Annotated in this window: 10 protein-coding genes; all 10 read left to right on the plus strand. The window is 64.0% G+C overall.

Annotation, left to right across the window (positions count from 1 at the left end):
• Window positions 1-846 (plus strand): hypothetical protein (locus G9Q80_RS00005; protein ID WP_210426113.1); only part of this gene is annotated, 846 nt, incomplete at its 5' end.
• A gap of 95 nt (window positions 847-941) precedes the next feature.
• Window positions 942-2,078 (plus strand): pyocin knob domain-containing protein, encoded by a 1,137-nt coding sequence (locus G9Q80_RS00010; protein ID WP_168246298.1) that lies wholly within the window; start codon window positions 942-944, stop codon window positions 2,076-2,078.
• A gap of 10 nt (window positions 2,079-2,088) precedes the next feature.
• Window positions 2,089-2,403, plus strand: coding sequence for a hypothetical protein (locus G9Q80_RS00015; RefSeq protein ID WP_168246299.1), 315 nt, complete (start codon window positions 2,089-2,091; stop codon window positions 2,401-2,403).
• Window positions 2,403-2,543, plus strand: coding sequence for a hypothetical protein (locus G9Q80_RS00020; RefSeq protein ID WP_168246300.1), 141 nt, complete (start codon window positions 2,403-2,405; stop codon window positions 2,541-2,543). The genes G9Q80_RS00015 and G9Q80_RS00020 overlap by 1 nt, the downstream gene beginning before the upstream one ends.
• Window positions 2,540-2,806 carry a hypothetical protein gene (locus tag G9Q80_RS00025; RefSeq protein ID WP_168246301.1) on the plus strand — a complete coding sequence of 89 codons (267 nt, stop codon included), beginning with the start codon at window positions 2,540-2,542 and terminating at the stop codon, window positions 2,804-2,806. The genes G9Q80_RS00020 and G9Q80_RS00025 overlap by 4 nt, the downstream gene beginning before the upstream one ends.
• Complete coding sequence (locus G9Q80_RS00030; protein WP_168246302.1) at window positions 2,803-3,117, plus strand: hypothetical protein; 315 nt, start codon at window positions 2,803-2,805, stop codon at window positions 3,115-3,117. The genes G9Q80_RS00025 and G9Q80_RS00030 overlap by 4 nt, the downstream gene beginning before the upstream one ends.
• Window positions 3,117-3,587: a hypothetical protein gene (locus tag G9Q80_RS00035; RefSeq protein ID WP_168246303.1), complete on the plus strand. Its 471-nt coding sequence runs from the start codon at window positions 3,117-3,119 to the stop codon at window positions 3,585-3,587. Before G9Q80_RS00030 ends, G9Q80_RS00035 begins: the two co-directional genes overlap by 1 nt.
• Complete coding sequence (locus G9Q80_RS00040) at window positions 3,571-4,560, plus strand: tail fiber domain-containing protein (RefSeq protein ID WP_168246304.1); 990 nt, start codon at window positions 3,571-3,573, stop codon at window positions 4,558-4,560. The genes G9Q80_RS00035 and G9Q80_RS00040 overlap by 17 nt, the downstream gene beginning before the upstream one ends.
• An 85-nt stretch (window positions 4,561-4,645) precedes the next feature.
• Window positions 4,646-6,931, plus strand: a complete 2,286-nt coding sequence (locus tag G9Q80_RS00045; protein WP_168246305.1) for a hypothetical protein — start codon at window positions 4,646-4,648, stop codon at window positions 6,929-6,931.
• Window positions 6,932-7,045: 114 nt separating this feature from the next.
• The gene (locus tag G9Q80_RS00050; RefSeq protein WP_168246306.1) at window positions 7,046-22,516 is read left to right on the plus strand and encodes a PLxRFG domain-containing protein; all 15,471 of its coding nucleotides are present in this window, start codon (window positions 7,046-7,048) and stop codon (window positions 22,514-22,516) included.
• Window positions 22,517-22,538 lie beyond the last annotated feature (22 nt).

Genomic DNA, 22,538 nt, shown 5'->3' on the forward strand with positions numbered 1-22,538 from the left:
GACTTCGGGGAAGAGGTTTTGGGCGGCGGAAGGCCCCTGAATGTGCTGCACACAGGCGACTCTGCGCGGTTCGATCAGGATAACTATGTCATTGGCGCATCCGGTCTCTTGGTCGCGTCAGGAGGGGAGTGGGTGGAATCCGACTACCCCCTGGTCAAGGTGGGCCCAGCTAACTCTGTTCTGAATCAAGCCATGCGCATGTGGCGGTTCGCGGCGCACGGTTTTACCGGCGTGAGCTGGTCGAAATTAATTCAGACCCGAAACGACTACCTGCCCGACACCTACGCGGCAGATGTCGATGACATCGTGTTCTGGGAAATGCCACCGGATGGGATTATCCATGCGGTCAACTACTGGATCGACCCGCCGGATGCTTCGACGCCGCGAAAGGTGTCGGGCATCTGCCCAAACGACACCAACGGTTACACCGGCCTGCCGCGATATTGCATCGGCTCGATCAATGCGCCTGTTGACCAGACCCAGAGTTATGGCATTCAGACGTTCGATGCCTCTGGAAATGTCCTCTACGACAGCCGCGGGGATAACATCGTCGTTCGGGATTTCCGGGTATTCTCCCAGGCCGAGGTACAGGACGTACTCGAAAACGACACGGTGGTAACTTTTACGCCTCGCGCTGCCCCGGTTGGCGCCCCGATGGTATCTCTTTCGAGCGTCATGTCGTTCAGCAAGCCAGCCAACGGGCGACACTGGTACTATCCTCTTATCGAATGGGATGGCACCAGCTTCACCCTGTCACGATTCCGACATTCAATGGCCAGTTCCAGCAGCCTCGGTGGCTTCGCTTATTCGAGCTTCACCCTGACCGTCGCGGACGCCGAGTGGTGATAGACGGCCCGGCGGTGCTGTGCTAACTTCCGAGCCAACATAGCCGCGCAAGATGCACAGGCTCCCTTTGAACCCCACGGGAGAAGTGCATCATCATGGCAACGTGGCTTCGCACCGGAACCGCCTCAGTCACCAACGGAAACGCAACCGTCACCTTTACAGGGGCGGATGTGATCGCTGCGTCGATCAGAACGGGTGATGCATTCCACGCGCCTGATGGTCGCGTCTACGAGATCGACACCATCGACAGCGCGACCCAGGTTACGCTTGCCCAGACCTATCTCGGGTCCACGGCCTCGGGGCAGTCCTATGCGATCCAACCGACGCGCGGGGTAGTCACGGACCTCTACAACAGCGTGCAAACGCTGATTTCTTCGGTCAACGGATACGTCTCAGGTGTCCTCGCCGGCCTGTTCCCGGCTGGGACCGCTGTAACACCTTCCATCGCAAAGAGCGGCGACACCGATACGGGGCTCTTTTGGCCCGCGGCAAACCAGTTGGCCGCCGCGACAGGGGGCGTTAAGCGGTGGCTCCTGTCCTCGACGGCCTTCCAGGTCGATGTGCCAATCACCGGAACGGCCGTGACGCAAAGCGCGACCGATGCCACCACCGGGCGCCTCCTGAAGGTCGGTGATTTCGGGTTGGGGTCGAGTATCGTCGAAGCCATCCCAGCCGGCTACTCTGACATTGACGCGGCCGATATTCCGAACGGGGACTATTGGATCGGCGCAGCCGCAACCGGGGATAAACCGACCAGTATCGGCTTTCTCAAGGTGAAGCGGCGGTACACCGGAAGCCGTGTCACCCAGGAGTGGCGCGGCGACAACAGCTCAACCGTCTATCGACGTTTTTACCTCAGTGGCGTCTGGACCCCCTGGGCCTATGCATTCGACAGCGCAAATGCGGTCGGGACGGTCAGTCAATCGGGCGGGGCCCCGACCGGCGCGATTGTCGAGCGGGGCAGCAACGCGAATGGTGAGTATGTCCGCTTCGCGGATGGCACGCAGATTTGCACGCATGTTTTCGCCATCAGCGCCAACCCGACGACTTGGACATTTCCTGCGGCGTTTTCGGCTGGCCCGACGATGATGGCAAATGCGTTCAATGCTGCGGCGCGGACAGTCACCATCGGCAGCAGAACATCGACTACGGTGCAGTTCAATGTTTTCGATGCGTCTGGATCTGCTGCCTCGGCAAGCGTGGCGGTCGTTGCAATTGGCCACTGGTACTGAGGAGACCCCCATGCAAATCACCCTTTCTCCCGTTCGCCGGGAGGGTCGGCCCAGCATCGAGCGCAACGGCGACAGTCTCATCATCGACGGCGAGACATTTGATTTCTCCGGTGTGCCCGAAGGCGCCACGCTCCCGGCGGATGCCGTCGCCTCCGAATGGGTTGTCGGCCCGGTCGAGCGCATCGGCGGATCGCTGCACCTCACTCTCGCGCTCTCGCACGGTGCCAATGCACCTGCGGCGACCCTTTTCCCGGCCCCCCTAGCGCCGACCAATGGGGCTATCATCCTGCCGCCATATGAGGAAGTCCAAGAGGAGGCTCTGTGATGCCCAAGCATGAAGTGAAAAAGCGCCGCGATCAAAGCCAAGAGCGGGTGGAAATCTTCGACGGGATCGTTCGCGTCTATGACACCGGCGATATTCTGCGGGTTGAAATCGCCTCGTTGCGGGAAGCAGGTGAGAAATGAGTAACGATAAGTTGGAAGAAAAAGTCGCAGCGGCCGAGGCCACAATGGAAGGCTATCCCGATAGCGCCGTGGCGCAATACGTTTCTATCCCCGAAGCGGCCCCCATTGATTCCGCTGCCCCCCCCTCGATGATGACCAGCATACCCTTGGAAGAGTTTCTCGACTTCAAGGGGGAGATGGAGGCGCAGATCAGCGTTTTGCAGGCGCAAATCTCCACCCTTGAGAGTGAAGTCAGCCTGTTGCGCGGGCAGGTGGGGCAATGAGCAACGTCGATCTGACCAAAATTGTCACCGCCGAAGAAAGAGCCGAGGCCGAGGCGCTAGCCCGCGCGCAGGCGATCAAGGCCGAGGTGCAGGCCCGCATCTTCGCGGTGGTCGACCAGAACACGCAGGCCAGCCTCTTGGCCGCAATGGTTGCTGATGCTCTGGATCCCGCCGACCAAGCGACGTTCGTCGCTGGCCAAACGTGGATCGAGGCAACAAAGCAAGCCGGTCGGGACGCCATCGAAAACGACACGGTTCCCGTCTGGCCCGCAATTCCGGCTGGCGTTGCGGACCTGGCCGAGCGGTTCTGATGGCAGTCAGCCTCACCATGTCGGATCAGCCCGCGCTTCTCCAATGGGCGGCAGGCCGTGTTTCTGACGATCCGGGGACGTGGCCGCCTGCCGCCTGCGCTCTTGGCGTCGTGGATGCGGAAACGGGTGAGGTACTGGCTGTCATGGTCTCAATCGAAACCTATGACGGCATCATCGACGTGCATTTCGCATCGAATGGGTCTGGCCGGTGGGCACGGCCAAACGTGTTTGGGGGCTTGTTCGGATACTTGTTCCTGGTGCGACGGGCGTTCCGGGTTCAGGGGATCATCCCCGTCGATGCCCCGCCAGCGCATATCTCTATGATGTTGCGCCTGGGGTTCCGGGCAGAAGGCACTTTGGCGAGTGGGGTGGCCCCGCTCAAGGATGGGATCATGTTCGGCATGTCGATCCAAGACTGCGCTTGGATCGAGGAAAGCGACAAGGAGGAAAGTCATGGGGAAGTACGGTAGCGCGCCGAAGCCCGATAAGCGCATGGGCGAGGCCGCCATGCTTTCGGCACAGACAGGCCAGGACTTCCTTGCCTTTATGCGCGATCAGGCCGCAGTCACAAACGATTGGGCCGAAACGGATCGCGCGCGGCAACAGGGCGTCTTTGTTCCATTGCAGGACGACTACATCGAGCGAGCGCAGGAAGGGCCGGATTACGACGCTGTTGCCGGGGATGTGCGCCGGGCCGCCACCGATGTCACCAACGCCTTCGAGGGCGCGCAAGGGCAGGAAGAGCGGCGCCTTGCCGCGCGTGGCGTGAACCCGGCGTCCGGTCGTGGGCTTGAGTCCACGCGGCGTTCGGAAATGTCCCAGGCGCTCGCAACCGCTGGCGCCAAGAATACCACGCGCCTCTCTTCTCGGGCGCGGGCGGAAGCCCAGGACGAGGCCCGCAGAGCCAATGCTATCAACCTGGGGTCAGGTCTGGCCGTGAACCCGGCAACCTCGATGGGCCTGTCCAACGGTGCGACGGGGGCGGGGTTCTCCGGCGCCATGCAGGGGTATGGGCAGCAGGCCAGCATCCTTGGCGACGAATGGCGCGGCCGCATGGCAGCGTGGCAGACGGATCAGGCAAATTCCGCTTCCATGTGGGGCGGGCTTGGCAGCGTCGTCGGCCTCGGGGTCTCCATGCTGTCGTCCAAGGAACTCAAGGAGAACAAGCGCCCGGCGCGCGGGGCCCTTGAGGCCGTCAGGGATATGCCGGTCGAGGAATGGTCCTACAAGAAGGGGGTGGCCGACGAGGGGCGCCACATCGGGCCGTATGCCGAAGACTTCCACAAGGCGACCGGGAAAGGTGATGGGCGCTCCATCCCGATCCAGGACCTTCTGGGGGTTACGACTGCCGCAGTTCAGGAATTGGCCGAGAAGGTCGATGACCTGTCGAGCAAGGTTTCCAAGCCGCGTCGCGGCGGCGTCATGGACGCGGTGGCGGCGTGACGACTCCGAACGAAGTTCCCTTGTCCCTATGGGATGAAGACGACCGCTGGCGCCGCCCCGGTCGAAAAGATCAACGAAAGGCGAAATGATGTCGGGACTCGGTGCATTTATCCAGGGCGCGTTCCAAGGGTATTCCTTTGGCGAGGACGTGAAGGACCGCAAGACCAAGCGGGAGCGTGACAAGGAAAACCACGAGTGGACCAAGCAAACCCGCGACTGGGCGCGGGAGGACCGCGACTATCAGCTCGAACGCCGTGAAGCGGATGACGCCTGGATTGACGAGAGCCGCGATTACACGCGCGGGCAGAGGGCACGGTCGCGGCGGTCGGCTGATGCGGCGTGGAACCGGGCCAGCAAGGAACGCTCTGTCCTTGAGGCCGCAGGGCAGTATGCGATCGACACCTACGACAAGCCCCAGCCGCAGGCCCCGAAAGTGGCCGACCCGTCTGCGGCGCCCAAGACATCGCAGGAGAGGTCGGTGATATTGCCCGGTGGCGCCGACAGCCTGCAAGGCGGGCAGGGGAACGATACCCTGGCTGGCGGGCAAGGTGATGATGTCGACGTTGATGCTATCGTTGACGGCATCTATGCGTCGAAGCACGCACGCGCTCGATCCCAAGTACCCCCGGCAACGGCCACCCAGCGCGGCAAGCAGGCCAACCCGGGCGCCTATGCGTGGAACCCGGACAACCCGGCCAAGGATGACTATGAGCCGTGGAACGGGCGGGGAGACCCGAGCGTGTCGTATGACGCGGGCCGTGGCACCCCGCCATTCATGCCGATTGAGCGGGACGCGCCCCGTGGGCCGTTGCGCGCCCCTGTCTCCCAGATCGCCGCCGCACCCCCGGCGCCTGCCGGCCCCACGCAGCGTATGCCCTCCATGCCGGAAGGCCCGGCGCCCACGCCCTATGTTGACGAGGCCCCCACGCGGGAACGACCGCACATCCCCACCGCACAGGATCTTGCGGCCATGAATGCGCCATTGCCCGTCATGACAGCCGCCCGAGAGTACCATGAGCGGCAGGCTGGCATGGGCGATCAGACGGATCCGCGCCGCTTGCAGCGGTGGGAGCAGGAGAACCTGATTGCAGCGCGGACGGTCAACGACTGGATGGCGCAGAACCGCAGCGGGGCGCCGGCACAGCCACCGGCACCGGTCACGGCTGGTATCCCAGCGAGCGGCCTGCCGCCCCAAGGGGCTGGCCCGGCAGCGCCGCCGATGCCTAGCTATCCCACGGGTGGCCCGAGTGCGGGATCGCCCGTGCCCGCGCGGACCGCTGCGCCGCAATCCCCGCCGCGCGCGCAAGCGGCGCCCCCGGCTTCGTCTCCGGTTGCTGCGCCGATGCGTACTGGACTGGAAGGGCCGGAATCTGGCCCCGTCCCGCAGCAAGACGACCCCGCCGGGTACGCATCGAGGCCGATCACGCGCCCGGACATTCCCGCCCGGCCCGACCCCAGCACGCTGTTGTCGGCGCCGGACCACATGCCCAAGGCCGGAACCCAGCTTGCCGCGCTTCCTGGGGCGCAAGCCGCAGCGTCGTCTGTCGCACCTGATCAAGGGGGCGCTCCGGCAATCAAGATCGCAGAGGCCACGGCGCCGCGCGCCCAGCAGCGCGGGGTTCTCGGGAAAGATGATCCGGTCAAGACGACCGCAGAAGAGTCGGAGCGCGCGGCGACCAATTTCCTCGACCACTACGCGCAGACGGCGGTTCCCAAGATCGTCCAGTATTACGCATCCACGGGGCAGATCGAGAAGGCGGAAGCCTACGAGACCTGGGCGCGCAGCCGGGAGTCGCAGGGGCTACAGCGGTCATGGGCAAAAGCCACTCACGCCGCCGCGATTGGTGACGACGACGCTTTCCTCACCCACATGAAAGACCTCTACAACGGCGTGAGCGACGGATACGAGGTTCAGGACAAGGGGACCGAGTTCATCAAGGACAAGCAGGGCAACATCGTCGGCGCTCAATTGTCCCTGAAGAACCTGCAAACCGGGGAGACGTTCACGCGGCAATTCGATGACCAGCAGGACATCCTGGAAATGGGCGTCTACACCTTCTCCCCCGAGCAGATTTTCGAACACATGTGGGGGCAAATGGAGGCGGCCCGCGCGATCGACGCTGAGAACCGCGAGTTCCAGCAAAAGATCGTGCTTGAGCGGATCAAGAAAGGGTATGGCAGCGAGCAGGACCTTATCTCGACGGTCGAGGACGCCAAGAAATTCTTGTCTGAAACCATGCTCTACGGAGAGTGGGACCAGCTGACACCGGAAGAGCAGAACCAAAAAGCCTTGGATTACATCAGGTCGAACCAGGACGCAGCCGCGACCCTGCGGCGCGGTGCCCTGCCGCCGGAATATACGGGGCAGTAAACATGTTGCAGATTGGAAATTGTAGCTGCCAATGGTAACGAGGTGCAGGGTGCTGGATAGATTGCTTGGGCAATATGCGGCGCACCCGGACACCTCGTTATCGGAGGCCCTGCTTTGGCTGATCGCAACACCTTCCTCGACTCCCCCGTTGATGCAGCATCGCGCCGTCATGAGCGCACAATTACAGGGGCGCTTGGTTCGTCGTCGCCCGCGCCAAGCGGTCCGGCCACCTTCGAGGATGTCGCGCGGCAGCATCAGGTTCCGCTGAATGTGATCCGGGCTGTTGCCGACGAGGCCCAGCTTTCCAGCGAGAGCGACAAGTTGCGGTTTGCGAACGAGTTTGCAGGCCGTCTCGGACCGGAACTGCGCGGGGGCAAGAAGATGCCCGATGCCATGCGCGCCGTGTTCGGTGAAGATGCGCCGGTTGAACCGGTGCTTGAGAAGGCCATCCGTATGGCGAAGGGGGGCGTGCAGGGTTCCCCGGACGCAGCGGATGCGGATGGCCGAAGCCCCAGCACGCCGGTTGAACAGGCACAGCCCGGCGTGCTGGGCGACCTCGCCCGCCAAGGAGCCGGCGGCGTGGTGAAGGGCGCCGCCTCGTCCGTGGAAGGTATGGGCCGGTTCTTCGCCGGGAGGGACATGGACCCCCGCATCGAGGCGGATCTGGACGCGCGCTGGAACCCGGAAACCGGGACATTCGACAAGCGCACACCGGAAGAGGCGGCAGAGTTCCAGCGGGACCTGGACTCGTCGCCCCGCCCGGAAAAGGACATGGAGCGCAATTCGCGTCTCGCAGCCAAGTCCATGACCGACTACGGCGACTCGATCCAGGGCGGCGTGAGCGACGTGTCGAAAGATGCGATCCGCGCCAGCACCCCGGACGGCGACCTGTTCAACCCCTCGACGTGGACCTTGGGCGAGGCGCCATCGTTGCGTGGCTACGCGATGCTGACCGCCGATGTTCTCGGTTCGCTGGCGCCGGTCGTCCTGGCATCCGCCGTCACGAAGTCACCGATGGGTGGCGCGGCAATGGGCGGGGCGCAAAGCGCAGGCGCCGCGTCGGCGCAGGCCCGGCAGACCGTGATGGATGCACCGGTCGAGCGGCTTGAGGCCGAAAGCGCCTATTACCGTGAGGCCGTCGCCCGTGGCGCCTCACCGGATGAGGCTCGCAACCTGGTGGCCGGGGCCGCCGAACGCATGGCCGCGCTCTATGCTGCCCCGATTGGTGCCGTAGGCGGCGCTGCAACCGGCGCTATCGCAACGCGCGGTGTCGGCGCCCTGGCTGGCAAGAGCCTGCCGACCCGCGTTGGTGGCGGTGCGCTGATCTCAGGCGCCGAGGAAGGCGTGCAGGAGGTGGCCGAGACCCTGGCGGGCCGGTTGGGCACCGAACACGGTTCCGGCCTCGATGTCGATCTGACCGAGGGCACCTTTGGCGATGCCGTTCTGGGTATGCTGGCTGGTGGCCCGATTGGGGCAATGGGGGGATTGCGTGGCGAACGCCCCGATGAAGACCCCGCCCCGACAGCGCCCGCAGCGGCGGATCCCGCCGCGCCGGAAACGCCCCCTATGGCCCCCGACGCGCCCCCGGAATCGCAGCAGCGCGGCCCGCTCTCCCGTGCCGCCGCCGCCGCTGGCCCCGCACCGGAGCCGATGGGGCCCGCCCTGACCGGCGCCGAGCCGGGCCAGCGCGTGAAGATCGACATCATGGACGGCAACCCGGTCGATGCGATCTTCCAAGAGGCCGACGAGGAATCGGTGCTGGTCACGATTGACGACGAGCCGTTCCGCATCCCGCGTGCCGACATGGAAGCGGGCGACGTGACCATCACGCCGGTTGACGTTCTGCGTGAAAAGGCTGGCCTTCCGGCCCCTGCGGTTGACAGAACGCCGGTTCCGGTTGCGCCCGGGGCGGATCGGGCGCCGGGTGAGGTGCCGCCCCAGGCACAGACAGGCCGTATCCCCGGCCCGCAGCCCCGACCGCAGATCGAGGCACAGCCGGAACCAGAGGTGGATGCAGAGGCGCCTTTCAAGCTGGGCGAGACAGAAGACGCGCCGCGCGTGGTCGATGGCGAAACCCTCGACCCCATCCTCGACCTTGGCGAATTTGAAACCCGGCCCGAGCCGGAACCCGACATCATCGACCCGACCCTCGATCTGACCCCCTACGAGATCGACCGCTACCGCCGCGAAGCCGGCACGCGCCGCAAGCCGGAGGATGTGTCGACGGTGGCCGGGATGATCCGCGCCGCAGAAGAGCAGGGGTACGAGGTTACGGACGCCGATGTGAGCGCGATGGCCGGAATTGCGGATACCGCGCGTGGCGCCGAGGATTTCAGCCTTGAGATCATCAAGGGCCTGTCAGGGATGTACCGGGACCGCCCGCGCATCGAAGGCCCGAAGAAGCGGGATGCGCTGCCCGCGCCGGATGGCGCTTCTCAAGATGCAGATGCCCGCACCGACCTGCCAGAAGCGGCGGGAAAGCCGTTTCCCAAGAACAATGCCGGGTTCTGGAAAGGCGGGACGTGGGGAGAAGCTATCCAAAACGCCGTTCGCGGGCAGTCGCTGGGCGGGATGGATACCACGATCCGAAAGGACGACAGCGGCAATCTCTGGCTGTACCAGTTCGAGGGGCGGGGTCGATCCGACAAACGCAAGATCCGCCGCGACCTCTGGGATTTCGCGCTATCCGAAATGGAGGCAAACGGTATTTCTCCGCTCGCGCTTGATGCGCGCGGCGTGAAAGACCTAGCGGACACCCAGGCTTCCGACCTCGATGCGGACATCGACGCGGCTCTGGATGCTGCTATCGACGGGCAGGCGCCCGAGACGCGGCTGGGAAGCGGTCGCCGGATGATCGGCAAGAACTCTGACGGTCTCGATCTCTTCGAGGATCAGAACGGCGTTCGGTCCTACATGGACGGAACTGTGCGTGTCAGCGAGACCGTGCGCGTCGGGACGGATGGCTCTGTTCAGCGGACCCAGGGCCGCACCCCTGACTTTGAATTGGCCGAGGGTGGGGAGGTTCCGCAGAACAGGGGGGTAGGTTCGACCGAACAGGGGGGTAGGTTGCCGGAAACCTCCACCCCCATTACCGGCCCCGGCGCCACCGGCTATTCCTACAAGCTGGCCGATGCGCTGGATAAGCGCGACCAGCGCCTCATGGCGGCAAACCGCGATACCAACGCGGGGGAGGTTCTGGCCGAACTGGACGGGCTGGCCCGACGCGCGGAAAGCGCCGTTCGCCGAGCCGGTCTGGACATCCGTGATTTCGATGAGCAGGGCCGCGGCCCGGACGGATCGTTCAACCAGATGGCCCGCATGGCGAAAGAGGCCGAGGCGCTGGCCCGCGACATCATCGACCAGGCGCGAAAGGCGAAGACGGGCGACATCCCGTACCCGGAGCGAGACGAGAACGGCGATGGCTGGGTCGATGACGGCAGCGCAATGGCCCAGGCGTTGCAATACCTCTGGGACTCCGAGGCGCAGAACCCGCCGATGGATGGCATCGAGACGCCGACTGACGGGGACGCGCCGGAAAGCACCGACCCCATGCCGGCGGATCAGGTGTTCGCCACACCCGAGAAGACCGAGACCCTGGCGCGCATGGCCGAAAAGGGCCCGTTCATCGAGCAAAGCGAGGCGGACGCCCGCGTGCAGTCCTGGAAGGATGCCGCCGCCGAGATCGGCCGCACCAAGGACAACGCGAACAAGGTTGTCATCAGCCTCTTCGACTATACCGGCGCGTGGTCCCAGCCGTGGGCCGATGCCGGATACCAGGTTCTCCGCGTGGACGTGAAACAGGGCAATGATGCGCTGGTCGACCAAGCGTTCATCCTTGAGCGGATCGCGGAATACCGGGATGCCGGCATGGAGATCGTGGGCGTTCTGTCCGCGTGCCCCTGCACCACCTTCACCGGCACCGGCGCGCGCTGGTGGGCTGACCTGCACGACAAGGAAACGCCCGAGGCGGTCGAGAAGGTCTTTGGCCGCAACGCGGTCCTGTCGGGCGCCAAAAGCCCGCTCGAATACAATATCATGATGTTCGAGGCGACCAAGGCTGTGGTCGAGGCGGCAAACCCGACCCGGTTCCATGTCCTCGAAAACCCGATCGGTCGGATCCAGAAGGTGACGAGCCTCGAAAAGCCGACCATGCGGTTCCATCCGTCGAACTTTGGCGACCCCTACACCAAGCAGACGCAGCTTTTCGGCCCGATGAATACCGACCTGCCGCTGGCCAATGTTGATCCGGTCGAGGGGTCGAAGGTGCAGAGCAAGCTGCGCGGAAACGACCCCTTGGGCAAAGAGGCCCGGTCGACCACGCCGGATGGCTTCTCCTATGCGTTCTTCGTGGCGAACGACCCGGATGCCAAGGCGCTGGTCGAAAGCGCCCCGGAGACTGCGCGGGAAACCGACGACCCGCGCGACCAGGGCGAAGACGGCGACCCCATGTCCCGCTTCTATGAGGACGGGAAGCCGAGAAACGGCGATCTGTGGAACCCGTATATGCTGCGCAACACGACACTCGACAACGGATACCGCGTCGAGGTCGACAGGGACCGCGGCAAGGCGCGCGTGTTCAAGCCGAACGGTGATGCTCTGGCAGAATACCCGGCAGGGGTCAGCCCGACCGTTGCGCTCGAAGCAATCGACCGCGACCAGGGGATCCGCGATGGTCTGCAATCGAACGGCGACGGCGCTCTGATCCACTATGCGTCGAACGCTGGCCTGACCAACAAGGGCCGAAACGACACCCTGTCGTGGGAAGAGCGCGCCGCTCTCATCGCCCGGCTGCGCGACGCTGGGTTCGTGTCGACGCAAAGCGAGATCATCCAGAAACCGCTGTCCAAGGCAGAGTTCCTTGATGCGCTCCCCGCAGCCATCAGCTTCGACGGGAACGGCTCCCTGACCAAGGGTGACGAGAACCTGATCGAGAAATGGCACGACTGGATGCGGGAAAACTCGGATTACGTCGAGATCGGAAGCTGGTCGTCCAAGCGGGCCGGATTGCCCGAGGGTACGGATGTCCGGTTCACGGTCAGCGCACCACGCCCTGAAGGTGACAACGCGACAGGCGGCGGCGACCGGGTGATGGTCGAGTATTTCGTCTATGGCGACACGCCGCGCATGACGACTTCTGTGCCGCCGGGCGCCTGGAATGGCGTCGGCACGCACAAGGGCAATTTCCGCAAGGCGGTCAAATTCCTCATGGCGCTGTCGCCCGAGAAGAAGGGCGGGAAGAAGCCTGCCGACAAGCCCGACGCGCCGCCCATCGAGGACGCCCGCAAAAACGACAAGCTGCGCCAGGCGCGCGGCGCAGGCCGGAAGGCGAAGAAGGCCGGTGAGCCGCGCACGCCGCCCAGCTGGATGGACGAGGATCTGTCGAACGAATGGCTGGTCGGGTACGGCGAGGCTATCGCAGAAGGCGTGGACGCCGCAGCGGCAGACGCCGACACATCACCCACGGAGGCGCAGGCCGAGGCGGGCAACTACAAGATGGGCCATGTCTCTTGGAATGGCCTCGACATCAGCATCGAGAACGCCAAGGGCAGCGAGCGGCGCGGCAAGGACAAGGACGGAGAGGAATGGTCCGTCACGATGCCCGCGCACTATGGCTACATCAAGCGCACCGAGGGCGCGGACGGCGATCATGTCGATGTCTACATGGGCGACATGCCCGACAGCGATGCCGTGCTGATCGTCAACCAGATCGACCCGGAGACGGGCGCGTTCGATGAACACAAGGTCATCCTGGGCACCGGCAGCGAGTCGGCGGCGCGGCGCATATACGAGCAAGGGTTCTCGGATGGATCGGGCCGGTCCCGCATCGGTTCGGCCACGGCGACGACCGTGGAGGGCTTCAAGGCATGGCTGGCAGAGGCCGACCTGTCCAAGCCGAGTGAGCCGGTCAAGGTAGCGACTACGGATGACATCGACGCTCAGATCGACGCCGCGCTCGATGACGCGATCACTGCACAGACTTCCGACACCCGCAATGCGGCCGAGGCCGCGAAAGACGCCGCCGACAAGATCGGCAAGGGCGCCGATGCGGCGATGGACGGCCTCATCAACCTGTTCGGAGGCAAGGACACCCTATCGTCCGGGTTCACCTTCTCGAAAGAGACCTATGAGGCGGCCAAGCCGCTGTTCAAGGAGGCGATCTCGCAGTTCGCCGGGGCGGGGGCCGACATCGTTCAGATGGCCAACGCGCTGGTGAAGGCGTTGCTGGGTAAGGGCATGACCCGCGAGGGGCTTGTCGAAATGAAGCCCTACCTGCACCGGTTCATCAAGGACGTGCAGACTGGCGAGATTGACCTGGGTGCCCCCCGCAATGCGCCGGACGAAGAGTTCTCACCCGCACAAGGCCACCCGCTGACATCCGCTGGCCTTGTGCCGAACGGCGATGGTTCAGTGTGGAGAGCCAGGGTAGGGGATGTCGATTACCGTATTGTCGAACGCTATCAGGAAGGCAGCGGCGAAAAGGTTTTCCGCCTTGAGAATGGTAGGGAGACCATCAGCGAAACGCCGGATTGGGGATCTGCGCTCTCCGCTCTTTTGGCGGCAGGGTACAAACTGCCTTCGGACACCCCAGATTTCGTTCGCAGCATCGTTGCCAGCGACAGGCAGACCGACACCTACGCCCCGTTCCGCGCGGCGGTGGCCGACCACATGCGCGATGGCGGCGCCTATGGTGACATCCGCTCGCTCCGCAAGCAGGCCGCCGAGGCGCTGGGGCGCAAGATCGAGAAGGACGAACACAAGGACATCGAGGAAGCCGCCGAAGAGGCGATTGTCGGTCTGGCGCGCGAAATCGCACAGGGCGACGGTAGCGATGCCGACAAGTTCGACCAAATGGTTGCGCTCTACGAGCGCCAACCGCTCTTGGCACAAAAGACCTCGACCAGCGTCGAGAACCAAGCCTACTCGACGCCAGCGCCGCTGGCGTTCCTGGCGTCCCGGCTCGCCGGCATCACCCGCGATACCCGCGTGACCGAACCGACTGCCGGAACGGGTATGCTGCTGATCGAGGCCGATCCGGCAAAGGTGCGTGCCAACGAGAAGAACCCGGATCGGGTCGCCGCGCTGCGCCGCAACCTGCCGGGCGCCGAGATCACCCAGGGCGAAGCGACGGCGGTCGACTATCCGACCTATGACGTTCTCATCACGAACCCGCCTTTCGGCGTGGTGAAGGTGGATGGGGAAGCGCAAACGTGGCCGATGAACCGCACGCGGACCAAGGAAATCGACCTCGCTATCGCGTGGAAAGCTCTGCAATCCATGCCCGAGGACGGCTCTGCCGTTCTGATCGTCGGCAGCGTGAACCCCGTGAAATACAAGGGCGACGACCGTGCCAAGGGATACCAGGGGAACGGCAAGCGCCAGTTCTACCGGGCGCTCTATGACCAGTTCAACGTGGTCGAACACTTCACCGCCGATGGCTCCCTTTACAAACGGCAGGGGGCCGCGTGGCCGGTCGATGTCATCGTGATCCGTGGCAAGGGCAAATCGGACTTGCCATTGCCGATGGCAATGCCGCCGACTATGTTCAATTCGTGGTCCGACCTGAAAGGAAAGCTGGATGACGCTGAAACCCTGGGTGCCGCAGAACGCCAGCCCGGCGTGGGCGATCCTGATCCCGCAAAAGGTGCTGGACCGGGGAATGACCTATCTGGACTACAAGATGGCCCTTACGGACAAGCTGGAAGCGGCGATCCGGTATCGGGATCCCGCGGAGGATCTGATACTGGCGGAAGTGCCGTTTCCGATCCCCAGCGATCCCCGGCAAGCGGCTCTGGAAATCGTGGAGGCAACGGAGCGTCCGATGTTCCCGACACAGGCCGTGACGCAGGTGCCGGACGACCCGGAACTGGCCGCGATGATCGAGGACCAGACTCTGACCGACCTGATGCCGGAGTTTCTGGCGGCGATGTAACCCGCCCGCCGAAGCGCGAGAACACCGAAGCTGAAACCGATCTGCAAGTGCGGTATACGCCGCGCTCGAATGCCCGGTTCGCTGTCGGCACGCTGGTCCCCGTCAACATGCAGGACGCCGTGACGCGCGCTCTCGATGGCATCGAGGCCCGCTACTCGAACCGATACGGCAGCATTGATGAAATGGTGGCTGACCAGCTGGGCTACATGCTGGACGAGTTGCTGGGCACCGAGACGACCAAGGGCTATTTCTCTGCCGAACAGGTCGACGCCCTGGCAATGGCGATCGACAACGTGGAGCGTGGCAAGGGGTTCATCATCGGGGACCAGACCGGCGTTGGCAAAGGCCGTTTCGTGGCCGCCATGTTGCGGTTTGCCGAGCGCCAGGGGCGTGTGCCGATCTTCCTCACCAAATCGCCCGGACTCTACGGTGATATGATCCGAGACCTGCGCGACATTGGCGAAAAGGATGTCCACAAGCATATCCTGATGACGAACACCGGGCTGCGGGGCGACAAGGCCGTGCCGCTGAACCCGGCAGACCAGTCTGATCGACTCGCCTCTGAAACCCCTCGTGCCGTCGCCAAGGCATTCGACCATATCCGCCGCACCGGAACGCTGCCGAGTGGCAAGCGGATGCTGTTCACGACCTACAGCCAGGTGCAGACGACTGCCGGGAAGGAACCGGAGCGGCGCGACGTGCTGCGCCGCCTTGCCCCGAACGCCATGTTTGTTCTGGACGAAAGCCACGAGGCCGGCGGCGGCAAGCCAGAAGAGCGCAAGAAGAAGGATGCGCCGCAGAACCGGGCCGAGTTCATCCGAGAATTGGTGCAGATGTCCAACGGAACTGTGTACTCATCGGCAACCTATGCCAAGAACCCAGACGTGATGTCGCTCTACCTGAACACGGACCTGTCCGATGCGGTCGAGAACATCGAAACGCTGGGCGAGGCGATCCGCGCGGGCGGCGTGCCCCTGCAACAGGTCGCGGCTGCCACGCTGACCGAGGGTGGCCAGTACGCCCGGCGCGAGCGCACCTGGGATGGCGTCGAGATCGGCTTGAACCCGGTCCCCGTCGATCAGGCCCTTGCAAAGAACGTCACCAGCGCGATTGCCTCGATCTTCGAGGCCGACATCGCCATTCTTGCGGACATCCGCAAAGAGGCCGTGAAGAACCTCAAGGCCGAAGGCTACGGCCAGTTGCCCGATGGCCGCGCCATCGACATTGCCAGCGCCGACCAGACCGGGTTCTCGTCCATCCTGCACAATGTCGTGGGCCAGATGCTCCTGTCACTCAAGGTGGACGCGGTTGCCGAACGCGCCGCCGAGGCCGTCGAGCGTGGTGAAAAGCCGGTGATCGCGGTGGTGAACACCAACGGCTCTCTCTTGGCAGACATTGTGGATGATGAAGGGCTCAAGCCAGGTGCGCCGGTTAACGTCCCGTTTGACGTGATCCTGAACCGCTACATCGACAGGCTGCGCCGGATCACGGTCAAGGACCCGGACGACAACCCGCACCACATCATCCTGTCCGACAGCGCGCTGGGGCCGACCGGCGCGGCGACCATCGCCCGCTTGAAGAAGATCGTGGCGGATACGGACATGTCGGCAATCGACGCGGCGCCGCTGGACCGCCTCAAGGACAAGCTGCGCGAGAGAGGCATTAATGTCGGAGAGATCACGGGCCGCAAGACTACCATCGAAAAAGGCATCCTGACCACGCGGGACGCATCCGAGGCCGCGAAGAAACGGCAGATGCTCGCCTTCAACAGCGGTGATCTCGATGCCCTGCTCATCAACCAGGCGGGCAGTACCGGGTATTCGCTTCACGCACTTGGGACCGATCCGAACAACGATGGCAAGCCGCGCCGGATGATCGTTCTTCAGCCGGACCCGAACATCGACACCTTCATGCAGATGCTCGGTCGCATCCACAGGACCGGGCAGACTGAATTGCCGGTCTACGACATCGCTGTTTCCGATCTCGCCGTCGAGAAGCGCGTCGCCGCGGTCCTCATGAAGAAAATGGCATCCCTTAGCGCCAACACCACGGCGTCGAAGGACTCGGCTGTGTCTCTCGATGTCGTCGATCTCCTGAACGAGGTCGGTGACAAGGTGGTGCATGACTACCTGCACGATAACTTCGAGATCGCGGTGAAGCTGGATCTGGAACCGGGCGACGAAGGCATTGCCGCCAAGATGACTGGTCGCCTCGCCCTCATGGCGCCGGAAGATACCCAGCGCGTCTATGACGAGTTGGAATCGCTCTACAACGACGAGATCGCACGGCTGGACGCCCTGGGGGAAAACCCGCTCGAAGCGCAGGTTGTCGACTGGAAGGCCAAGACCCTCTCGCGCAAGGTGGTCACGCCCGCGCGCGGAACGGGCAGTTCCTTCGATGTGGATACGGTTGTCGAGACGCTTGAGACCAACCGCCTGGGCAAGCCGCACGCATGGCCGAAGGTCGAGGAACTGATCGAAGAGGCCAGAGATCACGTCGAGACGGCTCAGAACCGGGTCGATGACCTGATGCCGGCAGAAGAGGCAGCGATGAAGGCGCGGCTCGCCAAGCTGGAAACCAAGCTGGAAGCTGCGCGCGAGAAGAAGGATTCGGCGCCCAAGGCGTTCACCAAGGCCGAGGCCGCGGTTGATCGCCAGAAGCAAATGATCCGCGATGCGAATGCCGCGGCGCGCGACCTCAAGTCAGAGATCGGTGATTTCCGACCGGGCCGGTCCTTCAATCTCGCCATCGGGTCTACCCAAGTCCCGGCGGTTGTCATCGGGATCGACGCATCGAAGGTCACGGATAACCCGCTGGCCAAGTCGAAGTACCGGATCAAATTTGCCCTGGCTGACGCAACGAAGGAGATCGGGTTCAACCTGTCCATGATCGGCAGCGGCGACACGCAGATCGCGGCGTCGGCCATTTCTCAGGATGAGGCCAAGTCGGCATTCATCAACGGCGGCACGGTCAGCAAGGAACTGCGCGAGGTCGTCACCGGCAACCTGGTCAACGCCTTCGCCAAGTTCGGCAAGGGGCAGGTCGTCCAGTTCACGATGGAAGACGGCTCGAAGCGGTACGGCGTTGCGCTTCCCAAAGGGTTCAAGTCTCAGGACCACCTTGAAAATATGCCCGTGACTTTCGACAGCGTGGCCAAGGTGATGGAGTTCTTTGGGGAGGCGTTCGACGGCCAGATCCACACGGAAGGCGACAAGCTGACCGTTTCGCGCACCTCGGATGGTCGGTTCAAGATGGCGGCGAAGAAGGGCGCCAAAGAGTTCTTCGCCGGGAACACCATCAAGGGGATCACCGGGGAATGGATGGCGCGCGGCTCCGGCCCGCTCGAACGTGTTGTCGATCGCTCGATCCTTGAGCGCGCGTTGCAGCACTACCTTGATGAACTCGGGACCGTCCTGATGACCTCGACCTTCAAGGAGGTGGCGCGGGAGATCACAGGGCAAAAACTGCCCGAAGAGGTCGACGTGTCGGGGGGCGCAGTCCGTTCCCGCCGCCGAATCGAGGATGGGCAGCCCGACGCGCTCACGATGCGGGGCATTCAGCGCGCCCTGAACGCGGAACTGGCCCGCCTCGGGATCTCTGGCCCGGTCAGCGTGACGGCGTGGCGCAAGATCAAGGACGGGCCCTTGGCGCTCGACGGCTTCTATGGCCTTGGGTCGGGAGAGATCGGTATTGCAGCTGACGCCCGCGACCCGGCGCGTTCGATCCTTCACCACGAGTTGATCCACGCTCTGCGCGATCCGTCCCTGTGGGGCGGCGAGGCGGGCATATTCACCCGTGACGAATGGAACGCCCTGACCAGGGCCGCGCGGCAGGACAAGGCCCTCATGGCGCGCATCCGGGCAGTATACCCTAACGCAGGCGGCGCCGTGCAGGCGGAAGAGGCCGTGGCCGAAATGTTCCGCATGTGGGTCGAGCGCGACGACGCATCCGGCGTTGCGGCACGGGCATTCCGTCGAATCCGCGACTTCCTGTCGGCCCTTGGAAATGTCCTGCGCGGGCATGGATTCGAGAGCGCGGGGCGGGTGTTCTCGAAGATCGCCAATGGCGAGATCGGCCGGAGGACGCAGGCGCGGGACGACCAGGGCCGTTTCACCAAAGACCCGGAAGACGACCCGGACGGGCCGGGCGGTGGCGGTGTGCGTGCCAGCCGGAGAACTTCAGATGGATGGGAGAGCAAGATCACATCCATGTGGCAAGGTGAGGCGTCGGATGCCCCCGCAGTTCTCGGTCGCCTGCCTGCCGTTCTTCGCGCACTCACCGGCAAGGACAACCAGGTGGTGATTTCGTCTAGGGTCGTGAAAAAGGCCGGCAACCACGGACTTACGCTGAAAGACGTGATCGCGGCCATCGAGGGCTTGGAAGACCCGGTTATGGTGTTCGATAGCACGAACGAGACCGGCAATCTCACCGCACTTGTCGAGACGCCAGCGGAGGACGGGCGGCCTCTGGTCATCGCTGTTGATGCCGAGTTCCGGGCTGGGCGGGTTGAGGTCTCCCGTGTCGCAACGATTCACGGGAAGAACGCTCCCGATGCCATCATCGGATGGATGCGTGGAGGCTACCTGCGGTACATCAATAAGAGAAAAGCCGGTGAGTGGTCACGATCCATAGGGCGCCAATTGCCCAAGGATGGGACGACCACCCACCGACACGGACAAAAGATATTGCAGCATCGGGACGTTTTCAAGCCTGACGACGACCCGGACGGGCCGGGCGGTGGGGGCAGCACGTCCATCCGGTCCCGGCGGCGCGGCCTCGATGCCAACCCGCTGGCGGCAGCGGGGGAGGTGTTCACCTCGTCGCGCAACCGGGCGCAGGGCGCCAAGCAGCTTATCTCTGACGCTCTGACCGGTGCCATGAACGGGGCAGGGGGCGCAAACCTCCTGGCTCTGGTCCCCGGGCGCCCCCTGCTGGCGGAACTCGGGGCCAAGGCCATGCCTTCGGCGCTCAAGTACCTGCGCACCAAGGAGGCGATGGACACCCTGCGCAACGAGAAGCACGCGGAACTGGATGAGACTGCGCAGGCGTGGCGCCGCCTCATCAACCGCAACAAGGGCGCCAACGAGAGCATGATGGACATCATGCACGACGCGACCATCGCCCAGGTGGACCCGTCGCTGCCGTTCGTGGAGTTCGCCACGGCGCGGGACCACAGGATCGTTGAGAGCGGCGATACCAGCATCGGGATCTACGATCTGGCGCTTGAGCGCGTGACCCGCGACGAAGAGCGCCGCGGCGAATACGAGAAGTTGCGCAAGCGGTTCTCAGCCCTGCCTGAAGAGTTCCGCCAGATGTACCGGACGGTGCGCGACGAGTATTCCAAGATGGACGACGAGTTCCAGAAGGCCATCGAGGCGAACGTCGAGAAGGCGCTTGGCGTCAGCCTTCGCCGGGCCGAACGCGCCTATGAGGCCGAGGTGGAGCGGATCCGCGACGATGGCCTGACCGGCACGGCGCGGCAGGACGCGATGGACGAGGCGCAGCGGGTGCTGACCACGGCCCGGATGCGCGGCGGCTGGTCCAAGAATGCGCGAATGAATGACATGCGCAAGCGGTTCGAATCCGCCCGGCTTGGAGGCCCGTACTTCCCCCTGGCGCGCTTTGGCGACTTCTTCGTGACCGCGCGGGACGCCGACACGGGCGCCGTGGTCAGCTTCTCTAAATTCGAGAAGGTCAGGGACCAGCGCGAGGCGGCCAAGGCGCTGGAAGCGGAAGGTTACGATGTCGAAGTCGGCACCATGCAGGAGGGCAACCTGCGCGACATGGTGGACCCGAATTTCGTTGCCGACATCGAGGCTCTGCTTGAAGAGATCGACGCCGACGAGGGCGTGATGGACACGATCTGGCAGCGGTGGCTGGAAACCCTGCCGGATATGTCCGTTCGCAAGAGCAACATCCATCGGAAGGGGACGCCGGGTTACAGCCGCGATGCTTTCCGGGCCTTTGGGCACCACATGTTCCACGGGGCGCACCAGCTGGCCCGCCTGACGTATGCTCTGGACATGAAGGAACACCTGGATGTGGCCGAAGAAGAGGCCCGCCGGGCGAAAGACCCAGTGCGCGCTGGCCTGGTCCTCAAGGAAATGAACCGCCGGCACGAGTATGTGATGAACCCGCAGGGCAAGTGGTGGTCCCAGGCGCTCACCAGCGCGGCCTTCATCTACTATCTGGGCGTCACCCCGGCTGCGGCCATCGTCAACCTGACGCAAACCTCCGTTGTCGGCACGGCCATTCTCGGGGCCTATGCCGGGAAGAACGGGCAGGCCAAAGCGGCGACCGCACTGGTCAAGGCGCTAAAGGACTTCACCCGGGCGCGTGGGCAGCTTTCCAAGGCCAATCACCTCACTGAGGACGAGGTGCGCGCGATGAATGATGCCTACGAGCGCGGCGTGGTCGACAAGTCTCAGGCGCATGATCTGGCCGGGGTCGGTGAAACCGGCGTCGAATACAACTCGGGCTGGACGAAAGCGATGGCCTATATTTCGGCGTTCTTCCACCATGCAGAGCGGACCAACCGAGAGGTCACGTTCCTTGCGGCCTACCGGCTGGCCAAGGACAAGGGGCTGGATTTCAACCGGGCTGTCACCCAGGCGGGCGACCTGACCTGGAAGACGCATTTCGACTACCAGAACACCAGCCGCCCGCGCCTCATGCAGGACGACTACATGCGGGTGCTGATGACCTTCCGCAATTTCCAGTTGAACATGTTGTGGCGGCTGTTCCGCGATACGCACCAAGCCTTCAAAGGGGAGAGCGAGAAGGATCGAGCCGAGGCGCGGCGCCAGCTTGTCGGCATCACCTCGCAAATGTTCCTGCACGCAGGCATCAAAGGCGTTTGGGGCTATAGCCTGACGTTGTGGCTCATGAGCATGTTCGGGGGCGGCGAGGAAGACGACCTTGAGAAGGGCATGGAAAAGGCCCTGGTCGGCATGATGGGCAAGGATGTCGCCGGCATGATGCTGAACGGGGTGCCGGGGCACCTCACTGGGATCGACCTGACATCGCGCATTGGTATGCCGGATCTCTGGTTCCGCTCGCCAGACCGCCAGCTTGAGGGCGAGGACGAGTATAACTATTGGGTGCAGCAGTTCCTTGGCGCAATCCCGGGTATGGGCCAGCGGGTGCATCGCGGCGTTGGGCAAGCGTTCGACGGCGAGGTGTACCGCGGCATCGAGACAATGGTGCCGAAGGCCATGCGGGACGCTATGCGGACTGGCCGGTACATGTCCGAGGGAGCGGAGACCTACAACGGCGACCCGATCATCGAGCAGTTCAAGCCCGGTGAACTGTTCGTCCAGGCTCTTGGCTTTACGCCCGCGCGCCTGTCGGAACGCTACGACGCGAACCGGCGCCTCAAGAACGAAGAGAAGCGCATCATGGATCGTCGGCGCGACATCCAGAAGAAGGCGGCAAGAGCCGTTCTGGACGGTAGAGGTCTGCCAGACGAGATCATGAGCGAGATCCGCGAGTTCAACCGTGATGTCCCAGAATACGCCATCACGGGCGATACCTTGGAGCGGTCGATCCGTGGGCGCGCGCAGTCCAGCGCCCGCAATGAGTTCGGGGTGATCCTGAACCAAAGACTCGATCGCCGCTTGCGTGACGATATGGCCCCGCTCATCTACGACGACTAGGGTTACACGGCGCGCGCCCATG

It is taken from the genome of Mameliella sp. LZ-28 (assembly GCF_012274245.1).
In the GTDB taxonomy this organism is placed as follows: Bacteria; Pseudomonadota; Alphaproteobacteria; order Rhodobacterales; family Rhodobacteraceae; genus Antarctobacter; species Antarctobacter albus.